Annotated in this window: 19 protein-coding genes; 17 read left to right on the forward strand and 2 right to left on the reverse strand. The window is 38.3% G+C overall.

Going from position 1 to position 25679, the window contains the following annotated elements; translation table 11 throughout:
- Window positions 1-11 precede the first annotated feature (11 nt).
- The 8 genes from solA to ACN6NE_RS18685 all read left to right on the forward strand — a co-directional run bounded on the left by solA (window position 12) and on the right by ACN6NE_RS18685 (window position 10807).
- Window positions 12-1172, forward strand: coding sequence for an N-methyl-L-tryptophan oxidase (gene solA, locus ACN6NE_RS18650; protein WP_129707372.1), 1161 nt, complete (start codon window positions 12-14; stop codon window positions 1170-1172).
- Window positions 1173-1238: 66 nt separating this feature from the next.
- On the forward strand, window positions 1239-2387 hold the full coding sequence (locus tag ACN6NE_RS18655) for an aromatic ring-hydroxylating oxygenase subunit alpha (protein WP_129707374.1): 1149 nt from the start codon (window positions 1239-1241) through the stop codon (window positions 2385-2387).
- An 80-nt stretch (window positions 2388-2467) separates the two neighbouring features.
- Window positions 2468-3721: a quaternary amine ABC transporter ATP-binding protein gene (locus tag ACN6NE_RS18660; RefSeq protein WP_474326460.1), complete on the forward strand. Its 1254-nt coding sequence runs from the start codon at window positions 2468-2470 to the stop codon at window positions 3719-3721.
- 2 nt (window positions 3722-3723) lie between these two features.
- Window positions 3724-4587: an ABC transporter permease gene (locus ACN6NE_RS18665; RefSeq protein ID WP_474326463.1), complete on the forward strand. Its 864-nt coding sequence runs from the start codon at window positions 3724-3726 to the stop codon at window positions 4585-4587.
- Window positions 4588-4608: 21 nt separating this feature from the next.
- Window positions 4609-5490, forward strand: coding sequence for a glycine betaine ABC transporter substrate-binding protein (locus ACN6NE_RS18670; protein ID WP_129707380.1), 882 nt, complete (start codon window positions 4609-4611; stop codon window positions 5488-5490).
- Between the two features lie 140 nt (window positions 5491-5630).
- Complete coding sequence (locus ACN6NE_RS18675) at window positions 5631-6683, forward strand: pyruvate kinase (protein WP_129707382.1); 1053 nt, start codon at window positions 5631-5633, stop codon at window positions 6681-6683.
- A gap of 497 nt (window positions 6684-7180) precedes the next feature.
- Window positions 7181-9934, forward strand: coding sequence for a CHASE3 domain-containing protein (locus tag ACN6NE_RS18680; protein ID WP_474326467.1), 2754 nt, complete (start codon window positions 7181-7183; stop codon window positions 9932-9934).
- Between the two features lie 18 nt (window positions 9935-9952).
- Window positions 9953-10807 carry a CheR family methyltransferase gene (locus tag ACN6NE_RS18685; protein ID WP_129707386.1) on the forward strand — a complete coding sequence of 285 codons (855 nt, stop codon included), beginning with the start codon at window positions 9953-9955 and terminating at the stop codon, window positions 10805-10807.
- 28 nt (window positions 10808-10835) lie between these two features.
- Here the strand turns inward: ACN6NE_RS18685 and ACN6NE_RS18690 are convergent, their stop codons facing one another.
- Both ACN6NE_RS18690 and ACN6NE_RS18695 read right to left on the reverse strand, forming a co-directional pair.
- The gene (locus ACN6NE_RS18690) at window positions 10836-11978 is read right to left on the reverse strand and encodes a SpoIIE family protein phosphatase (RefSeq protein ID WP_013056254.1); all 1143 of its coding nucleotides are present in this window, start codon (window positions 11976-11978) and stop codon (window positions 10836-10838) included.
- 184 nt (window positions 11979-12162) lie between these two features.
- Complete coding sequence (locus tag ACN6NE_RS18695) at window positions 12163-12777, reverse strand: LysE family translocator (protein ID WP_474326471.1); 615 nt, start codon at window positions 12775-12777, stop codon at window positions 12163-12165.
- Between the two features lie 290 nt (window positions 12778-13067).
- Here ACN6NE_RS18695 and ACN6NE_RS18700 point away from each other — a divergent pair, with 290 nt between their 5' ends.
- The 9 genes from ACN6NE_RS18700 to ACN6NE_RS18740 all read left to right on the forward strand — a co-directional run bounded on the left by ACN6NE_RS18700 (window position 13068) and on the right by ACN6NE_RS18740 (window position 25654).
- A complete protein-coding gene (locus ACN6NE_RS18700; RefSeq protein WP_057238408.1) occupies window positions 13068-14441 on the forward strand; it encodes an amino acid permease in 1374 nt (457 codons plus the stop codon).
- Window positions 14442-14613: 172 nt separating this feature from the next.
- Window positions 14614-15306 (forward strand): Crp/Fnr family transcriptional regulator, encoded by a 693-nt coding sequence (locus ACN6NE_RS18705; protein ID WP_013056257.1) that lies wholly within the window; start codon window positions 14614-14616, stop codon window positions 15304-15306.
- 36 nt (window positions 15307-15342) lie between these two features.
- On the forward strand, window positions 15343-16059 hold the full coding sequence (locus ACN6NE_RS18710) for a YjjG family noncanonical pyrimidine nucleotidase (RefSeq protein WP_474326475.1): 717 nt from the start codon (window positions 15343-15345) through the stop codon (window positions 16057-16059).
- Between the two features lie 230 nt (window positions 16060-16289).
- Complete coding sequence (ggt, locus tag ACN6NE_RS18715) at window positions 16290-17978, forward strand: gamma-glutamyltransferase (protein ID WP_129707397.1); 1689 nt, start codon at window positions 16290-16292, stop codon at window positions 17976-17978.
- Between the two features lie 588 nt (window positions 17979-18566).
- Window positions 18567-20021 (forward strand): glycoside hydrolase family 68 protein, encoded by a 1455-nt coding sequence (locus ACN6NE_RS18720; RefSeq protein WP_129707399.1) that lies wholly within the window; start codon window positions 18567-18569, stop codon window positions 20019-20021.
- 96 nt (window positions 20022-20117) lie between these two features.
- Window positions 20118-21683, forward strand: coding sequence for a glycoside hydrolase family 32 protein (locus ACN6NE_RS18725; protein ID WP_474326478.1), 1566 nt, complete (start codon window positions 20118-20120; stop codon window positions 21681-21683).
- Window positions 21684-21790: 107 nt separating this feature from the next.
- Entirely contained in the window at window positions 21791-22225 is a 435-nt protein-coding gene (locus tag ACN6NE_RS18730; protein ID WP_013056263.1) for a ferritin-like domain-containing protein, read from the forward strand.
- Between the two features lie 301 nt (window positions 22226-22526).
- On the forward strand, window positions 22527-23987 hold the full coding sequence (locus ACN6NE_RS18735) for an MDR family MFS transporter (protein WP_129707403.1): 1461 nt from the start codon (window positions 22527-22529) through the stop codon (window positions 23985-23987).
- A gap of 476 nt (window positions 23988-24463) precedes the next feature.
- Window positions 24464-25654, forward strand: a complete 1191-nt coding sequence (locus ACN6NE_RS18740; RefSeq protein WP_474326482.1) for a glycine C-acetyltransferase — start codon at window positions 24464-24466, stop codon at window positions 25652-25654.
- Window positions 25655-25679 lie beyond the last annotated feature (25 nt).

Here is a 25679-nt window from a genome sequence, read left to right on the forward strand (position 1 = left end):
GAGGAATGCAGATGTCAACACATTATGATGTGATTATTATCGGATTAGGAGCTATGGGGAGTACGGCTGCTTATCAGCTCGCCAAAAAAGGTCAGCGGGTATTGGGGTTAGAACAATACGGTCCCGCTCATGACCTAGGATCGAGTCACGGCGGTTCTAGAATCATTCGACAGTCGTATTTTGAAGACCCTGCTTACGTTCCATTATTGCTTCGCGCCTACGAATTATGGAATGAAATTGAAAGAGAAAGCGGTCAAGAAATTCTTACGGTTACCGGTGGACTTATGATGGGACCTCCTGATAGCTTGACGGTTTCTGGAAGCATCGAAAGCTCTAAACATTGGAATCTTGCGTATGAGATTCTAGAAGCAAAGGATATTTACAAACGGTTTCCGGCGTTTACACCTTCACCTGCTACGGTTGCTCTATATGAAGAAAGAGCTGGATTCGTTAGGCCGGAAGCGAGCGTATATACTCACCTTCTTCAAGCAGAAAAGTACGGAGCTGAGCTTCATTTTTTTGAGGAAGTGGTGTCGTGGGAAGCTCATCCCTCTGGTGAAGGCGTGCGCGTTGTAACAGCTAATGGAATATATGAAGCTGGAAAAATCATTATTTCTGCAGGCGCTTGGGCACCCGATTTATTACAGGATTTAGGTGTTAGCTTACAAGTAGAGCGTCATGTGCAAATGTTTTTTGAACCAACACAAGGAATAGATGTTTTTTCAGTGGGAAAACAGCCGATTTATATTTGGGAAGCAGATGATTATGTACAGTTGTATGGTTTCCCTTCTTTTGGATTAAAGGCTGAAGGAGCAAAAGTGGCGTTTTTTCGAAAAGGAACAGCGTGTACGCCGGAAACGATTGATCGAAATATATATGAAGACGAAGTGAACATGATGCGGCACTATCTAGCTCAAGGTATTCCGCAGCTTAACGGTCGATTTTTACAAGGGAAAACGTGCATGTATACCAATACACCAGATGAACATTTTGTCATTTCACTGCATCCTGAATATCCTCAAGTAGCGATTGCAGCGGGATTTTCTGGACATGGTTTTAAGTTTGCGAGCGTAGTAGGAGAGATTTTAGCAGATTTAGTGATAGAGGGAAAAACCAACCACCCAATTGATTTGTTTACTCCGCAGCGATTTGCGGCGAATAAAATAGTATAAATCGTTGTCAGTTCTTACGAATGGTTCTATTTAAATGTTTCTAAAGAAGCGAAGGAGGAATAGTAGATGGTTATGGAACATGGTTTAGTGAATGATAAGGGGAGACTTGAGCCCACGTTGAAAGGAGAGCTGTATACATCTTCGGACATTTTTAAGTTAGAAAAAGACCATATATTTTCTAAATCATGGAGTTTAGTTGCATTTGAATACGAAATAGCAGAACCAGGACAATATATTACGACGAGAGTTGAAGGCGAAAATATTTTAATTACTAGAGGAAAAGATCACGTGCTGCGTGGATTCTTGAACGTATGTCGGCATCGAGGAGCTAAGCTGTGCAGCCAAGCATCCGGTAAAGCAGGTGTCATTCGCTGTCCATATCATTCGTGGAGCTATAGCTTAGATGGTGATTTGGTAGGTGTTCCTAACACAAGCCACTGTCGAGAAGAACTCGTGCATAACGAAAATTACGGGCTAACATCCGTTCACATTGAAGTGTGGCACGGCATGGTTTGGGTTAATTTATCAGACAATCCTATGTCTGTTGAATATCAGCTAGACACACAAATTTTTGATCGTTTTGGAGAACTTTATACGTTTGCTAGATATGAAATTCAAAACTTGAAATCCGCTCACCGTGAAGAATATGAAGTCGAGGCAAACTGGAAGCTTATTGTAGAAAACTTTCAAGAGTGCTATCACTGTTCCTCTATTCATCCTGAACTTACGGCAACGCTGCCTGAATTTCGTTCGGGAGTCGGCACTCAAAGTTCCGTGGGAGGCGGAGCTAAGTTTGGGAATGAATTAGAAGCTTTTTCAATCAGCGGGAAAGGAAGCCGTCCTATGCTAAAAGGATTGCTTCCTGAAGATGACCGCACGTATTTTGGCATTACCGTTCTGCCGCTTGTATTTATCAATTTAACACCGGATCACGTTATTATTCATCGTATTATTCCAATTAGTGCGGAAAAGTCTAAAGTGATTTGTGAATGGTTATTCGACCCGGAAGAAATGGCTAAGCCTGATTTTGACCCAAAAGATGCCGTGGAATTATTTCACCGCGTTAATTTACAAGACTTTGAAGCGTGTGAGTGGTGTCAAGAAAATATGAGCTCAAAATCTTATAAAGAAGGAGGTATTTTAGTACCTATCGAACAGCACGTTTCTCATTTTTACAATTATGTATTGGAAGCAATCGGTATGAAGGTCGAATAGTAAGTAGAAGTGGTCTGACACGTTACCTTGAGGTGTCAGACCACCTCTAACAATCTACTTTAAAATAAGGGGGAAATAAATTGAGTACAAGCTCTAAACTAACAGAACCCATTATCCGCGTTACCGATGTTTCAAAAGTATTTGGTCGCCAAAAAGAACAGGCTCTTAAGCTACGAGAAGCTGGAGAAAGTAAATATGAAGTCGAACAAGCTACTAAGACAACCGTTGCTATTTACAATGCTCATTTCGAAGTGAAAAAGGGAGAAACCTTTGTGTTAATTGGATTATCAGGAAGCGGGAAATCTACTTTACTTCGATGCTTGAACGGGCTTGTAGAACCAACAGAAGGGACGGTATATCTAGAAAACAAAGATATTTCTCATATGCCAAAAAGACAGCTTCAGGAAGTCCGGAGAAATAAAATTGGGATGGTCTTTCAAAATGTGGGCCTCCTTCCAAACCGCACCGTGATTGACAACATTACGTTCGGTCTAGAGATACAAGGCGTATCAGCAAACGAAAGAGAAAAGCGAGGGAAAAAGGCGCTTGAAATGGTGGGCTTAAATGGACAAGCTTATAAAAGAATTTATGAATTATCAGGAGGTATGCAGCAGCGGGTTGGACTAGCGAGAGCTCTTGCTTCTGAACAGGAGATTTTGCTGATGGATGAGCCTTTTTCAGCTTTAGATCCTCTTATTCGAAGAGATATGCAAAAGCTATTTCTTGATATTCAGGGAGAAGTACAAAAAACGGTTATTTTTGTGACGCATGATTTGGATGAAGCATTAACTTTAGGCCACCGGGCTGCCGTGATGAAAGACGGGGAAATTGTACAGCTTGGAACCGCTGAAGATATTTTAAGTCAACCGGCAACTGATTATGTAAAGCTGCTTGTACAAGACGTTAATTACGGCAAAATTCGCCTTGCTAAAGACGCGGTGGTTCCGGTAGAAACGGCTGCCTATGAGTATGAATCACCGCAAGTCGTATTAAGAAGAATGAGAACCAATCATTTATCTACTATTTTTGTTCTTGATAGCGCTGACCGCTTATTGGGCTTAATGAGCATTTATACAGTGATGGAGCTGATAGAAGCTCATAAGCATGATTTAAAAGGAAAAGAAATGATACAGCCGCATTGTGTTAATCCTGATATGTCTTTACAAGAAATTATCCCTTTATTTACAGACAGTCATTCGCCTGTAGTCATTGTTGATAATCATCATCGCCTACAAGGTATGATTTCCCCAAACACTCTTATTGCAAATCTCACTGAACGTACTGCAGTGACCGAGCAACAAGAATTTAAGTCATATCAAATGGAGGTCCGATAAATATGATGGTAAATTCCAAGACGATTCCTCGTATCCCTTTAGATAAATGGGCAAACTCATTTGTTGATTACATGATTGATAGTTTTTCAGGCATATTTACTGGAATCAACCAGATAATGACCAGCTTAATAAGCAGTCTCGAATGGGTATTGACCGCTTCTCCTCCGCTAGTAACGGTCGTTGTTTTTGTTCTATTAGCGCTATGGTTAACAGATTGGAAGATAGCTGTATTTACGTGTTTTGGTTTACTTCTTATTATTAGCTTGAATTTATGGGAAGCATCTATGCTGACCTTATCTCTCGTTTTAGCTTCTACTATTATCTCACTTCTATTCGGCGTTCCTTTAGGCACATTATCACACCGCTTTAACAAAGTTGGAGCAGTGATAAAGCCGATTCTTGATATTATGCAAACAATGCCTGCTTTTGTTTATTTAATTCCGTCCGTGCTTTTATTTGGATTAGGGAATGTTACAGCTCTTATTGCTACGTTTATTTTCGCAATGCCGCCCGCCGTCCGTCTGACGCTGCTTGGGCTTCAGCAAGTTCCGCAAACCACTTTAGAAGCGGCGGAAGCTTTTGGAGCGACGGAATGGCAAAAATTAATTAAAGTACAGCTGCCGCTGGCTTTGCCAATGATCATGTCGGGTGTAAACCAAGTTATTATGTTATCTCTTTCGATGGTAGTTATTTCTTCAATGGTCGGTGCAGGAGGCTTGGGTGCAGAGGTATTACGAAGCATCAGTATGCTGGATGTAGGTCTAGGGTTTATCGGTGGGATTGCCGTTGTCATTATTGCTGTTATTTTAGATCGTTTGACGCATCTTTCTACTCGAAAAAGCAGAGGTGTTCAATCAAGCAAATAAAATGAATAAAGGTGGGAGTATATGAAACAATCAAAAAAAGTTCTTTTTATTATGCTAACAATTATCATTATGCTGCTTGTCTCTGCATGCGGCAACAGCAATACGGCAAGCAGCACGACGACTAAAAAAGAAATTACAATTGGATACATACCATGGGACGAAGCTGTAGCCGTTACGTTTCTATGGAAGGAATTATTAGAGGGAAAAGGCTATAAAGTCAAAGCAGTTCAAAGTGACGTAGCACCGCTTTTCTCAGGAGTTGCTCAAGGAAATATTGATTTATTTTTGGATGTATGGATGCCTACTACCCATAGTTCTTATATGAAAAGGTTCGGAAAACAAGTAGATGTTCTCGGTACTTGGTACAATCAAGCAGACAGCGGATTGGCTGTTCCCGACTACGTAGATGCGAAGTCAATAGGTGATTTAAAAAATAAGAAAGGTGAGTTTAACGGAAAGATTATTAGTATTGAACCGGGATCTGGAATCAACGGTCTTACGAAAGATCATGCCATGCCAAGTTATGGTTTAACAGACTGGCATTTAATAGAAAGCAGCACAGCTGCGATGCTATCGGAATTGGATAAAGCAATTTCTAATAAAGAGCCTATTGTTGTTACGTTATGGCGCCCGCACTGGGCTTTTGAAAAGTATAATCTCAGATACTTAAAAGATCCGAAAAATACGATGAATCCGACTGGACCTGAGAAAATACAGTCAATCAGTAAAAAAGCTTTTAAGGAAGATTATCCGGAAGCAGCAAAGTGGCTGAAAGATTTTTCGATTAGTGCTGATCAATTGGCATCATTAGAATCAGAAATTAACAGTGCAAAAGACGAAACAAAAGGTGTGAAAAACTGGATTTCTAAAAATAAAAAAGTGACGGAAAGCTGGGTAAAATAATAGAAGGGAAATAAAAGGGCTGCCTCTTAGGCAAGTTATTGACTAAGAGGCATTTTTTTGTGGTGATATACCTATTTTTGTATAAAGCTTATCTCTTTGATGGAAATGGGCATCCTACATTAAAAGGATGGTGAAAGGCAGTGGCAATCGATAAAATCTGTACAATTGGACCTGCTAGTAATAAAAAAGATGTACTAGAGAGGCTGTTGGAAAAAGGAATGACAATTGCTCGGCTGAATTTATCTCATGGGTCGCATGAAAGTCATAAAACAATTATAGATACGTTAAGGTCTTTAAATTCCTCTATTCAAATTTTAGGAGATTTACAAGGTCCTAAAATTAGACTTGGAGTGATAAAGTCAAAAGAAGTAGTGTTAAAAGAAGACGAATCGTTTATTTTATATACAGAGCAGATGTCAGGAAATGAAAAAGGAGCCAGCGTTGACTATAAGGGTATCGTAAAGGATGTGCAAACAGGAAGCAAAATCTTAATGAATGACGGTCAAGTAGAACTGGTTGTTGAAAGAGTAAAAGAAGATACACTTGTCACAAAGGTAAAAAAAGGCGGATCTATTTCGTCTCATAAAGGAGTAAATTTGCCAGGTGCTCGCGTCCGCTTGCCAGCCATTACTGAAAAAGATAAAAAAGACATCGTATTCTTATTGAAAGAAAAAGTAGATTTTCTTGCTTGTTCGTTCGTAAGAACCCCTGAACATTTAAAAAACATTAAAGATTTTATCCATTTAAAACATCTAAATACACCAAAGCTAATTGCGAAAGTGGAAACAATGGAAGCTATAGAAAATTTCAAGAAAATATGTGAAGAAGGCGATGGAATTATGATTGCGCGAGGAGATTTAGGAGTAGAGCTGCCTTATGAATGGATTCCTTTGCTCCAAAAAATATTAATTCATAAATGCCGGATGCAAAACAAGTATGTGATCACAGCGACACAAATGCTTCAATCAATGGTGAGCAGCGCAATTCCTACAAGGGCTGAGGTGACAGATGTGTTTCAGGCAGTACTTGATGGCACGAATGCAGTGATGCTTTCTGCTGAAACTGCTGCTGGAAAATATCCGATTGAAAGCATGGAAACGCTTTATAAAATATCACATTTTGCTGAAACGCTTCAAAATAAAAACGTCGCGAGTCTCTCAGAGATTTTGGCAATGTTAAAGAGCTCGAGATAAAAAGTACAGCAAGTAGATATGTAAGTTTAAAAAATATATTTAAATTAAAAAAAGTGGCATTGTTTTCTATTATCCAAGTACAATTTAAATAATGAATGCTTTACGTTTCGCATGTAAGTATTTATTTATACCTATGTTGTCATAATTTATGTGATTCCCCAAAGCATAAATTACTTTTCATTACCTTATTGTGTACAAAAATATTGTAAGATAGGCTCATGCTTTTAACAGCATGGGCCTATTTTTATAGACAGCTTGAAAATAGATATTTGCAAACTGGAAAATTAATCTTTCCCTCTTGTACAATAAATATTCTTCTGTACAAAAATAGAGTGTATAATAGGAATGTTGAATTGATAGGAAAAAGAGAGAAGCCCTATCAAGTAAAGGAAGATGGAGTGGAGAGTGTGTACTGAAAGTAAAATTGTCCAGCGGCAAAAATAAACATGTTTTTCGAATGCTTCTAGAAGAATATCTAGAATGAAAGTAGGAACATTATGGAAAAGAAAATGAGGTTTGGCATCAAATCCAAAATTATTATTGGATATTTAATTGTTATTGTCTGTTTATTTATTGCATTTATTGTTTTAAACAGTCAAATTTCATCTTTGCAAAAAGAACGAAATTTTATCATTGATCATGATATTGAAGTGCATGATCTGACCAATCGAATTGAAAAACACCTGCTCGATATGGAAACCGGACAAAGAGGCTATATTATTACAGGAGAAGCGAGTTACTTAGAACCTTATAACAGCGCAGCATCAAGTTGGGAAAAAGATTATAATGCACTGTATCAGCTTCTAAATAATAATCCAAATCAGCAGGAGAAACTGGAGAAGGTTAAAGGAAGCATTCAAGACTGGATTGAAGCTGCTGGTGAACCGACCATTGCATTAAAAAAAGAAAATAATACAAAAGAGCTTCAGCAATTTTTTGAGAAAGATCCTGGGCGCCAGTATATGGACGATATACGCAGCCAGTTTACTTCTTTTAGAAATGTAGAGAAAAAATCGACTGAAACAAGAGCAACAGAGTTGGACGAGAAAAATCAAAAAATTAAAATCGGACTTTACGGTTTGCTGTTATTTGTTACGCTTATTTCACTTGCTATCGCTATTGTTTTGTCCAATTCCATTGTGAATACGATTAAAGAAGTTACGCAAACGATCAAACGAATTACGGCTTCAAAAGGCGAGTTAAAAGGAAGAATTAAAGTTCGATCTAACGATGAAATTAAAGATTTAGGGCTAGCCACGAACGCGCTGTTAGAAAATATTGAAGAGCGAAACTGGCTTCAAACGAACATTGCTCATGCTGTAACGATGTACCAAGGCATAGCATCCGTAGACAAGCTTGCGGAAAAATTTCTCTTTACGGTCTCAGAAATGACAGGAGCTTCTTTCGGAGCATTTTATGTTCGAGAGGAAAATGATAAAGGAAACCTATTCGTCAAACAAGCTGCTTTTGCAGATAGAAAAGGCGACGCGGGAAGAGAAAGCTTTTTGATAGGCGAAGGGCTTATTGGACAAGCTGCTTTAGAAAAAAGAACCCTTGTCATAAACGATGTACCTGACACGTACCAGCTCATTACTTCAGGATTAGGATACGTAAAACCTAAGAGTATTTTTATTGTACCCGTCTTGTTTGAAGATGAAGTAATTGCTGTTATCGAGCTGGCATCGCTGCACGAATTTACAGTTTTAGAGCAAGAACTTATTAGTCAAGTGATTGAAACGTTTGGTCTCACTATTAATGGAGTAATCAGACGTATGGAAATTGCTCGTCTATTAAAAGAATCTCAGGCGATGACAGAAGAGCTCCAGGCTCAGTCTGAAGAACTTCAAACACAATCAGAAGAACTGCAAATGCAGTCTGAAGAGCTGCGTATGATTAATGAACAGCTAGAAGAAAGAACAAAAGATGCAGAAGAAAAATCGTTTGAATTAGAGGCTGCAAAAGAAGATTTAGAAGAAAAAGCGCATCAGCTGGAATTAAATTCTCAATACAAATCTGAATTCCTTGCTAATATGTCGCACGAGCTTCGAACACCGCTTAACAGCATTCTTATTCTGTCTGAAATGCTTGAAGAAAACGCGGCTAAAACGCTATCTGAAGATGAAGAAGAATATGCTCGTATTATCCATTCTTCAGGAAAAGACTTGTTGGCATTAATCAACGACATCTTGGATTTATCAAAAGTAGAGTCTGGAAAACTAGATGTCTTGCTTGCTGAGATGAATATGAGTGAGCTTCCAGATCAAATTGAACGTAATTTCAGCCACGTTGCTGAACAGAAAAAAGTACAATTAAAAATTAATAAAGCACAAGATGTACCGGACATCATTCACACAGATGAAAAGAGATTCCAGCAAATTGTGAAAAATCTTTTATCAAATGCATTTAAATTTACGGAATCGGGATCTGTCACAGTATCCATTCAACGAGTAGCTGACCATCGTCTTACAACAGCTATGCGTACAGTGGATACGGATTGCTGGCTAGAAATAGCTGTAGCTGATACAGGGATTGGTATACCAAAAGAAAAGCATCAGCTTATTTTTGAAGCGTTTCAGCAGGCGGATGGAGCTACGGTTCGCAAGTACGGAGGAACGGGGCTTGGTTTATCTATTTGCAGTGAGTTTGCAAAATTATTGGGCGGCTGGATTTCCCTAAGCAGTGAAGTAGGAAAAGGAAGTACGTTTACATTCTATCTTCCTAGTCTCTCTAACGGCCTTGTTGACTATGAAAAAGTGAATTTTGCATATGAAGAAGTAGCAGTATCTGTAGAAGAAGCTGAACCTGAAGCAGAAATAACTGAAATTGACCATCCTGTACAACCAGTTGAACCTTCATTGCAAGATGATGAAAATGTGTTTCAGGATAAGCGAGTGCTCATCGTGGATGATGACCAGCGCAACATTTTTGCCTTAAAAACTGCGCTAGCTAAACAAGGTATGACCATTATGACAGCTCATAACGGAATAGAGTGTCTTGAAATGATGAAAAATAGTGAACCATTTGATCTCATTTTAATGGATATTATGATGCCGCAAATGGACGGATATGAAGCGATGCAGAAAATTAGAGGAGAGCTAAAGCTTGTTGATTTGCCTATTATTGCACTAACTGCTAAAGCGATGAAAAATGATCGTGAAAAATGCTTGGAAGCTGGAGCATCAGATTATATCAGCAAACCTTTAGATTTAAATCAGCTGTTCTCCGTTATGCGTGTATGGCTAGTAAATTAAGCGGGGTATGAAACATAAATGGATATGAAGCACCTAGATTTAAGTGAAGACTTAGTTATGAATAAAAAAACAGATTTAGAGATTGATTTACTGCTGACGGCTATTTATCGATTAACAGGATTCGATTTCAGACAGTACGCTAAATCTTCTATCTGTCGCCGGGTCTATAATCGAATGAAAATTGAACGTATTCCAACCGTGTCTAGATTATTAGAAAAAGCGATTCATGAAGAAGAATTTATGAATCAGCTTTTAAATGATTTTTCGATAAATGTAACAGAGATGTTTCGCGATCCAAGCTTTTTTAAAGCATTTCGCACAAAAGTGATTCCGGTATTAAAGGATTATCCGGAAATTCGCATTTGGCATGCTGGCTGTGCAACGGGCGAAGAGGTATTTTCTATGGCGATTCTTTTAGAAGAAGAAGGGTTAATGGATAAAACGGTCATTTACGCAACTGATATGAACGAAGATGTATTAGAAAAAGCAAAACAAGGTGCCTTTTCTTTGCGTAAAATGAAGTCATATACAAAAAATTATATTCAAGCCGGTGGAAAGAACGCCTTCTCGGAATATTATCAGACGGACCATCACTATGCATATTTTCATCCGTCGCTGTTAAAAAATATTATCTTTGCTCAGCATAATTTAGTCACGGATCAGTCATTTAATGAATTTCACGTCATCATTTGCCGAAACGTCCTTATTTATTTTACAGCTCAGCTGCAAAATCAAGTGTATAATTTATTTTCAGAAAGCCTGTGTGCAAAAGGATTTCTTGGGCTTGGTGATAAAGAAACGCTTCGCTTTGCTGAAGGAGCAGCTTCTTATAACGAGTTTGCAGGGAACGAGCGCATCTATCAAAAACAATAAAAAAAGACCTCATTTGTGAGGTCTTTTTTTATTCTGCTTGTGCTTGAATCATAAGCACGCACATGTCATCAGGCTGATTTAACTTTTGTTCTTCTGAAAAAATTTCATTCATAAATGTCTGCGGATTTGTCCATTTTTGTTCAGTAAGCTTTTGAAGACGAAGAGCAGATTCATTTTCGCAAGGGCCCATTGATTCAAGAGCTCCGTCTGTAAATAGCAAAATTTGCACATCGTTCTCAAAGCTGACAACAGATTTCTGAACGTCCATTTCTTCAAAAAACCCTACAGGGCAGCTTCCTCGTTGAAGAGGAACGAGCGTATGCTCATCCACTAACATATAACCTTCTGGATGCCCGGCATTCACATATTCTACTGTCTTAGCTTCCGTATCAATCACTAAATAAATAGCAGTGAAATAGTAAGGGATTTCATCTTTTTCGCTGTGCAATAATTCCATGTAGCGATTCAACTCTGTAATAACCTGCTCAGGGTCTATGAGAGACTTGATAGCTTCTCTGAGCACAGACGAAATAAACATACAAACAAGCGAGGCAGAGATGCCGTGCCCCATCATATCAAAAAGAATAATTCCGTACCGATGCTCGTCAATTTTGTGCCAATAGTACATATCACCCGCTAATTTAAAAGAAGGATAATATGAAACTTCCATTTGAATATCTTTCTCTCGTAAAGGGGGACTGAGTAAGTTTTGCTGTACGTGCGTAGCTAAATCTAACTCAGTTTGAATTTTCTTTTCATGTTCCGTGTGCCAGTCAATTTCTGCTTTAAGGCGTAAAGCTACCCGCATACGAGCCAGCAGTTCCACTTTATTGATCGGCTTTGTGACGTAATCTGTTCCGCCAGCGTCTAGAGCTTCTACTAATTTGCTGCTGTCTTCTAGAGCTGTGACAAAGATAATTGGAATATGTTTTAAGCGTTCTACCTGTTGAATTCGCCTGCAGGCTTCGATTCCATCAATTTCGGGCATCATAATATCAAGTAAGATCAAATCGACCGAATTCGTTTTTGAGTTCTCATCGTCCAGGTTAAGATAGTCGAAAAGGGCATGGGCAGACGTAAGAGACACACAGTTATCGTAGCCAGCGCCTTTTAAAATTTTTTCAATCACAAATAGATTGACTTGATTGTCATCTACTAGAAGAATGGTCATGCTTTATTTCCCCTTATTATGTTTGAAGACTAATCATTGAGTATGTAGTTTTCAAGCATTTTTATACTTTTTCTGTTTTTCTATTTATCTATTATACAGAAAAGACAGCGTTTAGGGTATTTTTTAAGATTATTCTTTTCTATTAAAAAGTAATTATACACCATAAAAGGAAACGAATTGCTTTTTATAGCAGCTTGTATAACGTAAATATCCCGAAAGTCAGTACAACCGCTCCCGAAATACGATTTACCCAGATCAAGCTGTTATTCGTAAACTTCGACCATGCAAGACTAATAGCAAAACTGAGCGAAAGCCACCAGCAGGCCGATCCTAAAAATACGCCTGCAACCATTGTCAAAGCAGAAGCAACATCAAATGCTGATTTACTAATGCCTACACCAGAAAATACGCCCATAAAAAATAAGATCGTCATTGGATTTGTAACCGTTAAAAAAAGAACGGATGTATAAGAACGAAGCAAACCCCCTCCTTTAGCAGCGGCAGCGTGCTCTGCAGGTTGAGAACGAAAGGTTTGTACACCTAAATAACATAAAAATAATCCCCCAATCAGCTGAAGCCAAATCTTTTGGGTTAGTAAAAAGGTTGTAATGAACGTTAGGCCAAACGCAGCGATGCATCCATAAAGAGCATCTGCTGTAGCTGCTCCCAGCCCGGATACAAATCCGTGTAATCGCCCTTTAGATAACGTGCGATTAATACATAAAATACCAATGGGACCGACGGGAGCAGCAACGGAAAAACCGATCACTAACCCCTTTAGAAAATAAAATAAGTTCATCTTTTACGTTGCTCCTATGAAGTTTTTCTTTAGTATAGTACAGAAGCAATCATGAATGAAGCCAATTTTGAGAAAGTTGTTAACACATGTTTTTAGTCTGTTCGGGTACATCATGATGGTGTTATAAAAAAACATCACTAGTAAATTTATTTTAATCATTAAAAAGTTAAAAAACTAAATTATTTTACACAGAAAATTAAATGTAGTAAAATAATTCACTGTTACATATATAGAAAGATCTACCACTAAAAAGTAGTCATTCGTAATGCGATAAAGAGAGGTTAGTCATCATGAGTAATCTGTTTGCAAAAAAAGATGTTAACAAGCTGTTAGAGGAAAATGCAGCAAAAGAATCAACTAAGACACTAGGGTTATTTGATGTGATTTTGATGGGAGTAGGAGCAACTATTGGGACAGGAGTTCTGGTTATAGCAGGGTTAGTTGCCGCCAGGGATGCAGGGCCCTCGGTCTCCATTTCCTTTGTTATTTCTGCAGTAGCCTGTATTCTTGTAGCGCTGTGTTATGCAGAATTTGGTTCAGCTATTCCAAGTTCGGGAGGCGCATATACATACATATATGTTTCACTAGGAAAATTTGTAGCGCATTTAATAGGGTGGTCCATCGTGGGCTGTTATACGGTATCTTTAGCATCTGTAGCGGGCGGATGGTCATCTTATGTGAATAATGTGCTTACTGAATTTGGTATTAGACTTCCTGAATCGTTCACGGCCATACCAAGCGATGGAGGTATTATTAATCTTCCGGCAGTATTTATTGTGCTGTGCATGTCGTTTTTATTAACAAGAGGGGTAAAAGAAAGTAAAAAAATAAATAACTTAATGGTTTTAATCAAGATAGGTATTGTTCTTTTATTTGTAGCCGTCGGCGTCTTTTTTATTCATACAAATAACTGGCACCCATTTACCCCTTTTGGTGTGAAAGGAATCTTTGCAGGCGCAGCTTCCGTCTTTTTTGCTTATAACGGATTTGATGCCATTTCTACTTCGGCAGAAGAAGTGAAAAATCCGCAAAGAAACTTGCCGCTAGGCATTTTGATTGCACTAAGTGTTTGTGCAGTCATTTACGTAGTAATTGCATTAGTATTAACAGGAATGGTTTCTTATAAAGAGCTAAACGTAGGCGATGCGTTGTCATATGCGCTCAATAGTGTAGGACAAGAATGGGCAGCGCTCATTGTATCTATAGGAGCGGTTATTGGTATTATGGCCGTCGTATTTGCTTATTTGTTTGTCGTGCCTCGCATACTGATGTCAATGAGCCATGATGGATTATTGCCGTCTCTTTTTGCGAAAGTAAACCGAAAAAACAGCGAACCTGTCATATCCACATGGCTTGTGGGCGCGTTAGGCGCTGTTGTAGCTGGTTTTGTTGATTTAAAACAGCTGGCAGATTTAGCGAATATGCTAGCGATTGTCACGTTTGCTGCCGTTTCATTTTCGATTTTGGCTCTGCGAAAAACTCAGCCTAACCTAAAGCGCGGTTTCAAAGTACCTTTTGTACCATTTATTCCGATTATTGCTATTCTTTGCTGTATCTTTCTTATGTTCAACTTATCAATGAAAACGTGGATGTATTCAATCGGCTGGATGCTGATTGGCGTCTTTATTTACGTTGGATACGGTAGAAATAAAAAGAGCGTTTAGCAAAAAAAGACTCTAAGCGAACAAGCTAGAGTCTTTTTTGTGTATATATTTATCTTGAAAGTGAGCTATGAACATAACGTAAAAATTAAAAATTTATTTGAGACATATGTCCTTTTTATTTTAGGAAATGTTATTGTTTAATAAAAGAAACCGTTATGATGGAGAGGAAAACATGAGGGAAATTACGAGTGAGAAACAGCTGATGGAGTATATAAATACTTATAAATTAGAGTCGGTTTTCAAAAAAGAGTTACTACCGCATTTGTCACTGTATGATGTGGAGGCAGGGGAACGTCTTTGTTCTCAAGGAGATGCGTCTCATTGTTTGTACATATTGATGAAAGGCAAGGTTAAAGTTTATACCATATCGCCCGAAGGCAAGACGCTTGTTCTTTCCTTTAAACAGCCCCTTGAAGTAATAGGCGATATTGAGTATGTACAAGATGTTGATATTATGAATACGGTTGAAGCCGTTTCACCTTTAGTTGTTATCGGTATACCATACAAACGATTAAAACAGCATGCGAGCAATGATCCACAGCTGCTGACGTTTTTACTGGAAATGCTCACAAAAAAGTTTTGCGCAAAATCGAACTCGCTAAGCTTTAATTTAATGTACCCAGTTGAAGTGCGGCTGGCTAGTTACTTACTCTCTATTTTTTGTGAAGAATCGCATTTGGTTATGAATCAAAAAACAGAAAGCTTAAAAGATATAGCTAATTTAATCGGAACGACTTACCGGCATTTAAATCGTGTTCTTCAGAAATTTGTAGCGCAAGGAGTTATTGAAAAAAAGAAAGGCTCCATTATTCTCAAAGATAAGGAAAAACTGAGCTGTCTAGCAAACGATAATATATACGAGTAGAAAAAGTAATAGATTAGTTGAAGGGGAGAGAGAAGAATGAAAACATACCGAACGCTGCTATTTGACATTGATAATACGCTTTTAGATTTTAACGCAGCCGAAGAGCAGGCTTTACAGCTTCTTTTTGCTAACCACGATATTCCACTGACTGAGGAAAGCAAAAAACGTTATAGTTTGATAAACCAGGGGTTATGGACAGCTTTTGAAGAAAATAAAATAAGCCGTGAGCAAGTTGTAAATACTCGCTTTTCTACTCTATGTAAAGAATATGGAATAGAGAAGGACGGAAAGCTACTTGAAGCGGAGTACCGAATGTATTTGAATAATGGCCATCAGCTAATTGACGGAGCAATTGAGGTAATTAAAAACCTGAGCTGTCACTATGAGTTATATGTTGTTACAAATGGCGTATCGGCTACGCAATATAAGCGCCTTCAGGACTCAGGTCTATATCCTTATTTTAAAGAAGTATTTGTTTCAGAAGATACGGACTTTCAAAAACCTATGAAGGAATATTTTGATTATGTTTTTTCACGTATAACAGAGTTATCCGTACATGAAACATTAATTATTGGAGATTCTTTAAGTGCAGACATTCAAGGCGGGCAGCTAGCGGGTATTGACACGTGCTGGTTTAATCCTCAGAGAAAAAAGAATGATACAAATTGGAATTCAACCTATGAAATAGGAAGGCTTCTAGAGCTTTATGACCTGCTGAACGTAAATAATGAAGTAGCTTCGGTACAAGTGTAAAAGTGTATAAACGTTAGAGAACGCAAAAAGTGCTAACCTTTTTTAAAAACAAAAAGGGTTGGCGCTTTTTCTATTTTACGGCTTTCAAAGGCTTAAAATACTCTAGGGATATTGGTCTATAAATAGGATGGCTAAAGTAATCAATACAAATTTAAACAGTTTTATCCCAAAAGCAATAGGGTATTTTACCAATATCCCAGATAAAGTAAGTAACTAGGAGGTCGTAAAAGATGATTAATGGCAAAAGTTTATCTCGTTCAGGAAAGAGTTCATACAGAAGAGAAACAGCGGTTGGAAAAACAGGAATGGTAGCCAGTGCTCATCCAATTGCAACAGACGCCGGAGAACAGGTGCTAAGAGCTGGTGGCAATGCAATTGATGCAGCAATTGCCGTTCAGTTTGGGCTCAACGTTGGAGAGCCGATGATGACCGGTATTGGAGGCAGCGGCTTTTTTATGGTATACCACAATGAAAGCAAAACAACTAAAATTTTTGACGGGCATTCTCAGGCTCCTAAAGCAGCTTATCCTGAAATGTTTCTTGATGAAAATAAAGAAGTTATTCCGTTTAGAAAGCGTTCTACTCATGCAACGGCAATTGGAATTCCAGGGATTTTAAAGGCGATGGAAGCAGCTCGTAAAGAGTATGGAACAAAACCCCTTGCTGAATTGATTGAACCGGCTGCCAAAGCAGCAGAAGCAGGTGTGGAAACAAACTGGGTTCTTGGAGATATTTTAAAAACATATGCCTACCGACTAGGAGAACATGCTAAGCAGCTATATTCCCCAAACGGCAAGCCTATGCAAGAAGGAGATATGATTAATAAAAAAGATCTTGCTAAAACCTTTCGCATTCTTCAAGAAAAAGGTATTGAGGCTTTTTATGAAGGTGAAATTGCAGAAGCCATTATTTCAACGATCAAAGAGCACGGCGGTTTTATGGAACTGTCGGATTTGAAAGAATACCAGATTAAGATCGATGAGCCCGTGTGGGGAGATTATAAAGGATACCGAATTGCTTCTTCCAACATGCCTAGTGCAGGAGGAACCACCGTACTGCAAATCTTAAAGCTATTAGAGGACTTTGATGTGTCTCAGTACGACGTGAAATCTTGGGAAAAGTATTATTTGTTTGCAGAAGCTATGCGTATTGCATTTTCAGATAAAATTGCATTCTCTGGAGATCCAGCCTACAGTGACATTCCATTAAAAGGGCTTTTAAATGACGAATATATAAAGGAACGTCAAAAATTAATTAATTGGAAGCATAAAAATGAGAAAGTTGATTTTGGCAACCCGTGGGATTATGAGAAAGGCCAAAAAGTGAACGTTGTGCGTCAGCCTTATGAACCTGAACGTGAGCTTAGTGAAACAACTCACTTCACGGTAGTTGACCGCTGGGGCAATATTGTCGCTTGTACATCAACTGTGGAACATCCTTTTGGTACAGGAATTATGGTTAAAGACCATGGGTTTTTACTCAACAACGAGCTTACTGATTTTGATGCTATTCCTGGAGGATTAAATCAAGCGGATGCAGGAAAGCGTCCGGTTAGCTGTAAAAGTCCAACCATCGTTTTTAAAGACAGCGAACCTGTACTCACTTTAGGATCTCCAGGCGGACCAACGATTGTAGGGTCTGTGTTTCAAACGCTTATGAATGTCTTAGACTATGGAATGGATATAAAAGAAGCGATTGAAGAACCAAGAATTTTTAATAGTACAGGATCACTTATAGGTTGGGAAGCCGGAGTGCATATGAATGCCAAAGGAGAGCTAGAAGCCATGGGATTTAATTTTGGAGATGAGCCATTCCCAATCGGAAATGTTCAAGGTATTCAAATCGATAAAGAAAACGGCCGTTTATTTGGAGCAGCTGATTCCAGCCGTGAAGGAAAAGCAACTGGCTTAGACTCTTAATAGTTAAAAAATGCATTAATACGCTCTCCCTTCTGTAAAAAGGGAGAGCGTATAATGCATTAAAAAAGATAAAAATGAGTAGGTAAAAAGAAGGAATATTTTTTTCTGAAAACATACTTTAGACCTTTATTATTATCATCCTAATCTTCAAAAAGGAAAAAGAATAGAACGTTTTCATGTCCGGCTAATAAAAAAAAGTACTGATTTTTCAAGAGATTGATGAAAACAGAATGGTCGGAAAGTATAAAAAACGGAATAGCGCTTTCAATGCCGGGAAGATAAAGTGTTTAATCATGTAGAAAGTATAAAACGCAACGGCTGGAAATCGTGGTTTGAAATGTAAAAAAAGCCGTACACTTTTGTTGGAAAAACGGTTACATAAAAAAGGCCCTTACACGTAAACTTTGGTCCTAGTTACAGCTCAATGAAAAAGATGAAAATGAGAAATAGCTACATTTGGCATGTTTGACTTTCGTCATTTATCCAAGTAATCTTTTGGTTGAACGGAACCGGTTCTGTTTTCGGATTTTTGATAGCTAATTGAATTAATAAATTTATATTCTTTACTAACACAAAAGGAGAAAACATATGAAAATGAAACGAGTTGCTAAGCATACAACTGCTGCTACATTGGCTGCAGCCCTACTAGTAGGCGGGGGATATCAAACATTTGCTAAAGGAAATGACAGCAAAGACTTTAATAATAGCTACGGCATTTCGCATATTACTCGCGATAATATGGTGAAAATTCCACAGCAGCAAAACAGTGATCAGTTTAAAGTTCCTGCTTTTGATGAATCAACTATTAAAAACATTGCTTCTGCTAAAGGAAAAGATGCATCAGGAAATACAATTGACTTAGATGTATGGGACAGCTGGCCATTACAAAATGCTGATGGAACAGTGGCGACTTATAAGGGATATCAAATTGTGTTTGCCCTAGCAGGTGATCCAAAAGATTCAAATGACACGTCTGTTTATCTTTTCTATAAAAAAGCTGGAGACAAATCAATTGACAGCTGGAAAAATGCTGGAAGAGTGTTTAAAGACAGCGATAAATTCGTTCCGAATGACCCGCATCTTAAAAATCAAACACAAGAATGGTCTGGTTCTGCCACGTTAACAAAAGATGGTAAAGTTCGTTTATTCTACACGGATTATTCAGGTAAACAATACGGAAAACAAACGTTAACGACAGCTCAAGTGAACATGTCTCAGCCAAACGATAATACGTTAAAAGTTGATGGAGTAGAAGATTACAAGTCAATCTTTGACGGTGACGGAAAGATTTATCAAACGGTTCAGCAGTTTATTGATGAAGGCGGTTATGACACAGGGGATAACCATACGCTAAGAGATCCTCATTACATAGAAGACAACGGACATAAGTACCTTGTTTTCGAAGCTAACACTGGAACAGAAGATGGCTACCAAGGTGAAGATTCTCTATATAACAGAGCATACTACGGAGGAAATAATCCTTTCTTCCAATCTGAAAAGAAAAAGCTTCTTGAAGGATCTAATAAAGAAAAAGCTTCTTTAGCAAACGGGGCTTTGGGTATTATTGAGTTAAATGATGACTATACGCTTAAAAAAGTAATGAAGCCGCTTATTACATCAAACACAGTTACAGACGAAATTGAACGTGCAAACATTTTCAAAAAAGATGGAAAATGGTACTTGTTCACCGATTCCCGCGGATCTAAAATGACGATTGATGGAATCGGACAAGATGATGTGTATATGCTAGGCTATGTTTCAAATACGTTAACAGGAAAATATAAGCCTTTAAATGATACAGGATTAGTTCTTCATATGGATTTAGATCCTAATGATAAAACATTTACGTATTCTCACTTTGCTGTACCTCAAACAAAAGGCGATAATGTCGTTATTACAAGCTACATGACAAATAGAGGCTTTTATGAAGACAACCACTCTACATTTGCACCAAGCTTCTTAGTAAATATTGACGGTTCAAAAACATCTGTTGTAAAAGATAGTGTTCTTGAGCAAGGTCAGTTAACAGTAGATGAAGACTGAGCGCTTTGCAATAGCAATAAAAGAAAATGGTGATTGTAATCACCATTTTCTTTTGTTTTATTCGATGTAGACAAAAAAGAGAAAGGTGGGGTTTGTTTGAAGAAAAAAGGTGCTTATAAATGGATAACGCTTGCCGTTCTTTTAGTTGTAATGGCTGGACTCATTATAGCAGCCGTATCCAAAAAAGAGGATACAAAAGACCAAGAAAAAGAAAAAGAGAATAAAAGTGAATTCACTTATCGCCCAGTGTATCACTTTAGCACGCCTGATAAATGGAAAAATGATCCTCAAAAGCCCATTTATTTTGACGGGAAATATCATTACTATTACTTATACAATCATGATTATCCTAAAGGGAACGGGACGGAATGGCGACATGCAACGTCTAAAGATTTGGTTCATTGGAAAGATGAAGGAGTAGCTATTCCAAAGTATACAAATAAAAATGGCGATATATGGTCCGGATCCGTTGTAGAGGATAAAGAGAACACAGCAGGATTTGGTAAAGGAGCAATTGTAGCGATTATGACCCAGCCTTCTGCCGATGGACAAAGGCAAGAACAGTATCTATGGTATAGTACCGATAGAGGAAAAACCTTTAAATCATATAGCAAAAATCCTATCATGCCTAATCCAGGCACCAAAGATTTTAGAGATCCCAAAGTCATATGGGATAATGAATATGACAAGTGGGTTCTCGTCATGTCAGAAGGTGAAAAAATCGGATTTTATGAATCTTCTAATCTAAAGGATTGGACGTATACGGGAGGATTTATAACTAAAGATATTGGCATTACCGAATGTCCAGATCTTTTTCAAATGAAGGCAGATGACGGGACAGTTAAGTGGGTTCTCGGGACAAGTGCAAATGGAAAAAAAAGCGGAAAGCCAAACACCTATGCTTACTGGACAGGAAATTACGATGGAACAACATTCACTCCCGATATGGGCGAGCCGCAATGGCTCGATCATGGCTTCGACTGGTACGGAGCAGTCACGTTTGAAGACGGTAAAAATGAAGGTTCCTTAGAAAAACGCTACGCTTTTGCATGGATGAACAACTGGGATTATCCAGATAAGACGCCAACGATGAAAGAAGGGTTTAACGGCTTCGATTCAGTAACCCGTGAAATTACGCTTTCAAAACAAGACGACGATCAGTACAGCCTGTTATCAAAGCCTGTCGAAGAATTAAATCAGCTAACTGATTCAACAAACTCTCTTGAACAAGTAGAAGTAAACGGAGAGAAAAAGTTAAAGATAAAAGGTGAAGCTTATCAGCTTGATACAGATATTTCATGGTCAGATGCAGAAAATGTAGGCTTACGACTTCGAGAGTCCGCAGATCAAAAGCGGCACATTGATGTGGGTATTTTTGCAAAAGATAACGTCTCATATGTGAACAGAAGCTATAGCAATCAGCCTGATCAAAGCAAAAAGTATGTGGAAAGCCGTGATTACTTTGATGCAGGCAAGAAAAATGTTCATTTGAAGATATTGGTAGATAAAACAAGCGTTGAAGTCTTTGTTGATGATGGGAAAACCGTGCATTCTAGCGAGGTGTTTCCGCGTCACAACGACCGAGGAATTACGCTTTTCTCTCAAGGAGGAAGGTCTCTGTTTAAAAATATAGAAATCAAACATTTTCGTTCCATTCAGTAATTTCCCTACTTTTAAAAAGAAGGAGTAGAATATCGCCTTATTGTGGTTTAGGACTAGGCAGAAAGGGTACATGTCTACTAACAGTAAATGAAAGGGTGTTTATTCAAATGGAAGAGAAAATGAGACAACTAATAGAGGGACTTAATACCGATTTAGCGGGTGAATATTCGGCGGTTATTCAGTACACTTACTATGCGTCTACAGTAACCGGCCTAGAATATCAAATTTTAAAACCTTTCTTTGAAGGAGAAATTCCTGACGAGCAAGGACACGCCCTTTATTTATCAGAAAAAATCAAAAACCTTGGCGGTGAGCCAACAACAAAGCCGGCTGAGGTGAAGCACGTTTCAAACGTGACGGAAATGCTTAAAGAAGCGAGCAAGGCTGAAAAAGAAACTATCCAGCGCTATGAAGAGCGTAAAAAACAAGCAGAAGAGTTAGGGTTAACAGAGCTTGTTGTAAAGCTTGAAGATATGATTGCAGATGAAACAAATCATATGGAAGAAATGGAACGTTTATTAAAAGATCCCCGATTAAGTTGATCATACAAAATACGTAAAAGCATCCCGTACCAGGTGTTACGGGGTGCTTTTTTGCAATTTAAAAAGGAAATAAAACATCATGTACGCATGTTTCTATCAATGAGAGGAAAGTCATATTTTTGAAATTATCTATCGCTTTCAAAAAATTTATAGTAAAATAATTATTTGGCTGCATATGGCAGCAACTATATGCGGGGCATCACATACATATAAAGGCTAAAAGGGTATCCGTATATTGAAACCGCTTTTATCTTCTATAAGAAAAACCATGGTATGCCCGCAGTTGCAAGGAGAGAGAAAGATGAGGAAACGAATCATGACAGCGCTGCTGCTTGTCACTGTTTTAGCTGCAATGGAAGGAACCATTGTCAGTACGGCTGTTCCAAGAATTACAAGTGATTTGTCGGGCATTGAGCTAGTTAGCTGGGTATATGCCATTTATATGCTGACAACTGCTGTATCTACACCTATATACGGAAAGTTAGCGGATCTATTCGGCCGCAAAAAAGTCATGCTTGTTGGAATCATTATTTTCTTAATCGGATCGATACTTTGCGGACTTAGCTTTTCGATGCAGCAATTAATTGTCTATAGAGCTATCCAAGGGCTGGGCGCCGGGGTCGTTATGCCGCTTACAATGATTATTATTGGCGACTTGTATGAAGAAGCAAAAGAAAGAGCCAAAGCGCAAGGGTGGATTAGCGCAGTTTGGGGAGTTGCGGGAGTTCTTGGGCCTCTTCTTGGGGGATTCTTAGTGGATACGCTGTCTTGGCGCTATATTTTCTTTTTAAATATACCATTTGGACTAATGGCTTTTTCTGTTCTTTTAGTAAACTATAAAGAAGAAGTGGTAAAAGAAAAACGCTATATCGATTATATTGGAGCGGTGACGTTTTCAGTGGGAACAATTGCGTTTTTATATGCGCTTTTAACCGGAAGTCAGCATCAAAACTGGGGAGATCCGACCATTATGGGGTTATTTGTTCTAGCTGTTCTAACATTCATTGGCTTTATTTATATAGAAAAGAAATCTCCCGAACCTCTTATCCCGCTTGAACTGTTTTCCATTCGAAGTGTATCTGTTATAAACTTATTAACACTTCTTGTGGGATCAGTAGTTATTAGTATTACGGTCTACCTTCCAATTTGGAGTCAAGGAGTGCTGGGGAAAAGTGCAACCGCTGCTGGTTTTGTATTAATGCCTATGCCAGTATGCTGGACGATTGGTTCACTGCTTTCAGGGAATTTAGTAGGGCGTCTTAAAACGCACTCCATCCTTACGCTGGGCACGGCAATTGTAAGTACGGCTTGTTTTATGCTGTTTTTAGTTTCCACCCACTCACCCGTATTTTTAATTTATGTAGCCGTTGGGGTCCTTGGATTAGGAATGGGTATTATTACGCCTATTTTTATGCTAGTTATTCAATCAGCGGTCCCGGCTAGCAAAAGAGGAGTAGCGGTGGCTCTTAATACGTTTACAAATACATTTAGTCAAACGCTAGGTTCTGCGGTGTTTGGTACAATCTTTAACTTAGTAACACTTTCACAAGCAAAGAAATTAGGGCAAGAAAATTTAAATGCTTCGTTTGAGACAGGCGGAGTACCAGCAGAAGAACTGTCAAAGCTGCATGAAATTCTTGCATCAGGTGTTCACATTATTTACAGTGGAACGTTTTTAGCTGCATTACTAAGCTTTGCTGTTTCATGCTTATTAGTAAAAAACGAACATAAAAAAATAAAGACCATATCTATGCAAAAGTAACGAAAGAGGCTGTTACAAAACCAGTTTAGTTGAAGGATAATCCGAACGAGTTTGATTAGGAATCAAACTCGTTCGGATTTTTTATAGGGATGGTGAATGTAGCTTTCACATATCTAGCTGTTGATTGGATTGATTTCGTTATATATCAGTCTCTTCCTTAAAAGAATTATCAAAGAAAGAAAATAAAAAAGATATTGTCTGATAACGTTCCCGTAAACTCATTCATAATAAGAAGGGTTCTTATCAATGCAGAAAATTTTTTATTTTTTGTTTTTTTAGTATGGACATTTACCTAGTTGTTTATTATTATGAATTCTATAAGCATTGAATTTTAAGCGCTTTCAAAAGAAACATTTGTCTTTCTCAGGAATACACTTGATTTTTAACTCATATACTGTAAGTGCTTAGATTAATCTTTTAATGGGGAAAAGAGAAGTTTATAAGACGTGTTGAACAACAATGAGGGGGTATGGAAGATGACAAGCAGACGTTTAAAAGAATTCTTGAATAATAATTTAGAAGATTTAAAAGATAAAGGATTATACAATGTCATTAATCCGGTAGAGGGGCCAAACGGACCTGTGATTCAAATTGAGGGAAAGCAATTAATTAATTTATCATCCAACAATTATTTGGGTCTTGCTACAGACGAGAGGCTTATTAACGCGTGCAACGAAGCCACTGAAAAATACGGAGTGGGGGCTGGAGCTGTCCGAACGATTAATGGAACTCTAGATATTCATATTAAGCTAGAGGAAAAGCTAGCCGAGTTTAAGCATACAGAAGCAGCTATAGCTTATCAGTCTGGCTTTAACTGTAATATGGCAGCCATCTCCGCGGTTATGGATAAACATGATGCGATTTTATCAGATGAGCTGAATCACGCTTCAATTATTGACGGATGCCGGCTATCAAAAGCAAAAATTATTCCTTTTAAGCATTCAGATATGGAAGATCTTCGTGCAAAAGCAGGCGAAGCACAAAAATCCGGTTTATATAATAAAATAATGGTAATTACCGATGGTGTATTCTCAATGGATGGAGACATTGCTAAGCTTCCGGAAATTGTAGAAATCGCAGAGGAATTTGACTTAATCACATACGTAGATGATGCTCACGGGTCGGGCGTATTAGGGAACGGCATGGGCACAGTCAAACATTTTGGCTTATCTGAAAAAGTAGACTTCCAGATTGGAACATTATCAAAAGCGATTGGAGCTGTAGGTGGGTACGTAGCCGGAAAAAAAGACTTAATCGACTGGTTAAAAGTAAGAAGCCGTCCGTTTTTGTTCTCGACTGCTATTACACCAGGCACGGCTGCTGCATGTATGAAAGCAATTGAAATCCTAAGCACAAGTACAGAGCTGCAGCAGCAAATGTGGGAAAACAGTCGTTATTTAAAGCAAGGATTAAAAGAACTAGGCTTTAACATTGGAGAAAGCGAAACGCCTATCACTCCGTGCATCATAGGAGACGAAAAACAAACGCAGATTTTTAGTGAGAAATTAATAGAAGAAGGGGTATACGCTAAATCAATTGTTTTCCCTACCGTTCCAAGAGGGACAGGACGCGTTCGCAATATGCCGACGGCTGCTCATACGAAAGAAATGTTAGATGAAGCACTTCGTATCTACAAAAAAGTAGGCAAGGAAATGAAATTAATCTAAACGTTGAATCTAGGCAGTACACGAG

It is taken from the genome of Priestia sp. 53B2 (assembly GCF_056099005.1).

What these genes read in the sequence shown, in the direction of transcription:
- ACN6NE_RS18740 (WP_474326482.1), top strand. Translation starts at nt 24,464, where the DNA reads ATGACAAGCAGACGTTTAAAAGAATTCTTGAATAATAATTTAGAAGAT.
- ACN6NE_RS18700 (WP_057238408.1), top strand. Translation starts at nt 13,068, where the DNA reads ATGAGTAATCTGTTTGCAAAAAAAGATGTTAACAAGCTGTTAGAGGAA.
- ACN6NE_RS18680 (WP_474326467.1), top strand. Translation starts at nt 7,181, where the DNA reads ATGGAAAAGAAAATGAGGTTTGGCATCAAATCCAAAATTATTATTGGA.
- ACN6NE_RS18685 (WP_129707386.1), top strand. Translation starts at nt 9,953, where the DNA reads ATGGATATGAAGCACCTAGATTTAAGTGAAGACTTAGTTATGAATAAA.
- ACN6NE_RS18655 (WP_129707374.1), top strand. Translation starts at nt 1,239, where the DNA reads ATGGTTATGGAACATGGTTTAGTGAATGATAAGGGGAGACTTGAGCCC.
- solA (WP_129707372.1), top strand. Translation starts at nt 12, where the DNA reads ATGTCAACACATTATGATGTGATTATTATCGGATTAGGAGCTATGGGG.
- ACN6NE_RS18670 (WP_129707380.1), top strand. Translation starts at nt 4,609, where the DNA reads ATGAAACAATCAAAAAAAGTTCTTTTTATTATGCTAACAATTATCATT.
- ACN6NE_RS18690 (WP_013056254.1), bottom strand. Translation starts at nt 11,978, where the DNA reads ATGACCATTCTTCTAGTAGATGACAATCAAGTCAATCTATTTGTGATT.
- ACN6NE_RS18695 (WP_474326471.1), bottom strand. Translation starts at nt 12,777, where the DNA reads ATGAACTTATTTTATTTTCTAAAGGGGTTAGTGATCGGTTTTTCCGTT.
- ACN6NE_RS18735 (WP_129707403.1), top strand. Translation starts at nt 22,527, where the DNA reads ATGAGGAAACGAATCATGACAGCGCTGCTGCTTGTCACTGTTTTAGCT.
- ACN6NE_RS18720 (WP_129707399.1), top strand. Translation starts at nt 18,567, where the DNA reads ATGAAAATGAAACGAGTTGCTAAGCATACAACTGCTGCTACATTGGCT.
- ACN6NE_RS18710 (WP_474326475.1), top strand. Translation starts at nt 15,343, where the DNA reads ATGAAAACATACCGAACGCTGCTATTTGACATTGATAATACGCTTTTA.
- ggt (WP_129707397.1), top strand. Translation starts at nt 16,290, where the DNA reads ATGATTAATGGCAAAAGTTTATCTCGTTCAGGAAAGAGTTCATACAGA.
- ACN6NE_RS18730 (WP_013056263.1), top strand. Translation starts at nt 21,791, where the DNA reads ATGGAAGAGAAAATGAGACAACTAATAGAGGGACTTAATACCGATTTA.
- ACN6NE_RS18665 (WP_474326463.1), top strand. Translation starts at nt 3,724, where the DNA reads ATGATGGTAAATTCCAAGACGATTCCTCGTATCCCTTTAGATAAATGG.
- ACN6NE_RS18705 (WP_013056257.1), top strand. Translation starts at nt 14,614, where the DNA reads ATGAGGGAAATTACGAGTGAGAAACAGCTGATGGAGTATATAAATACT.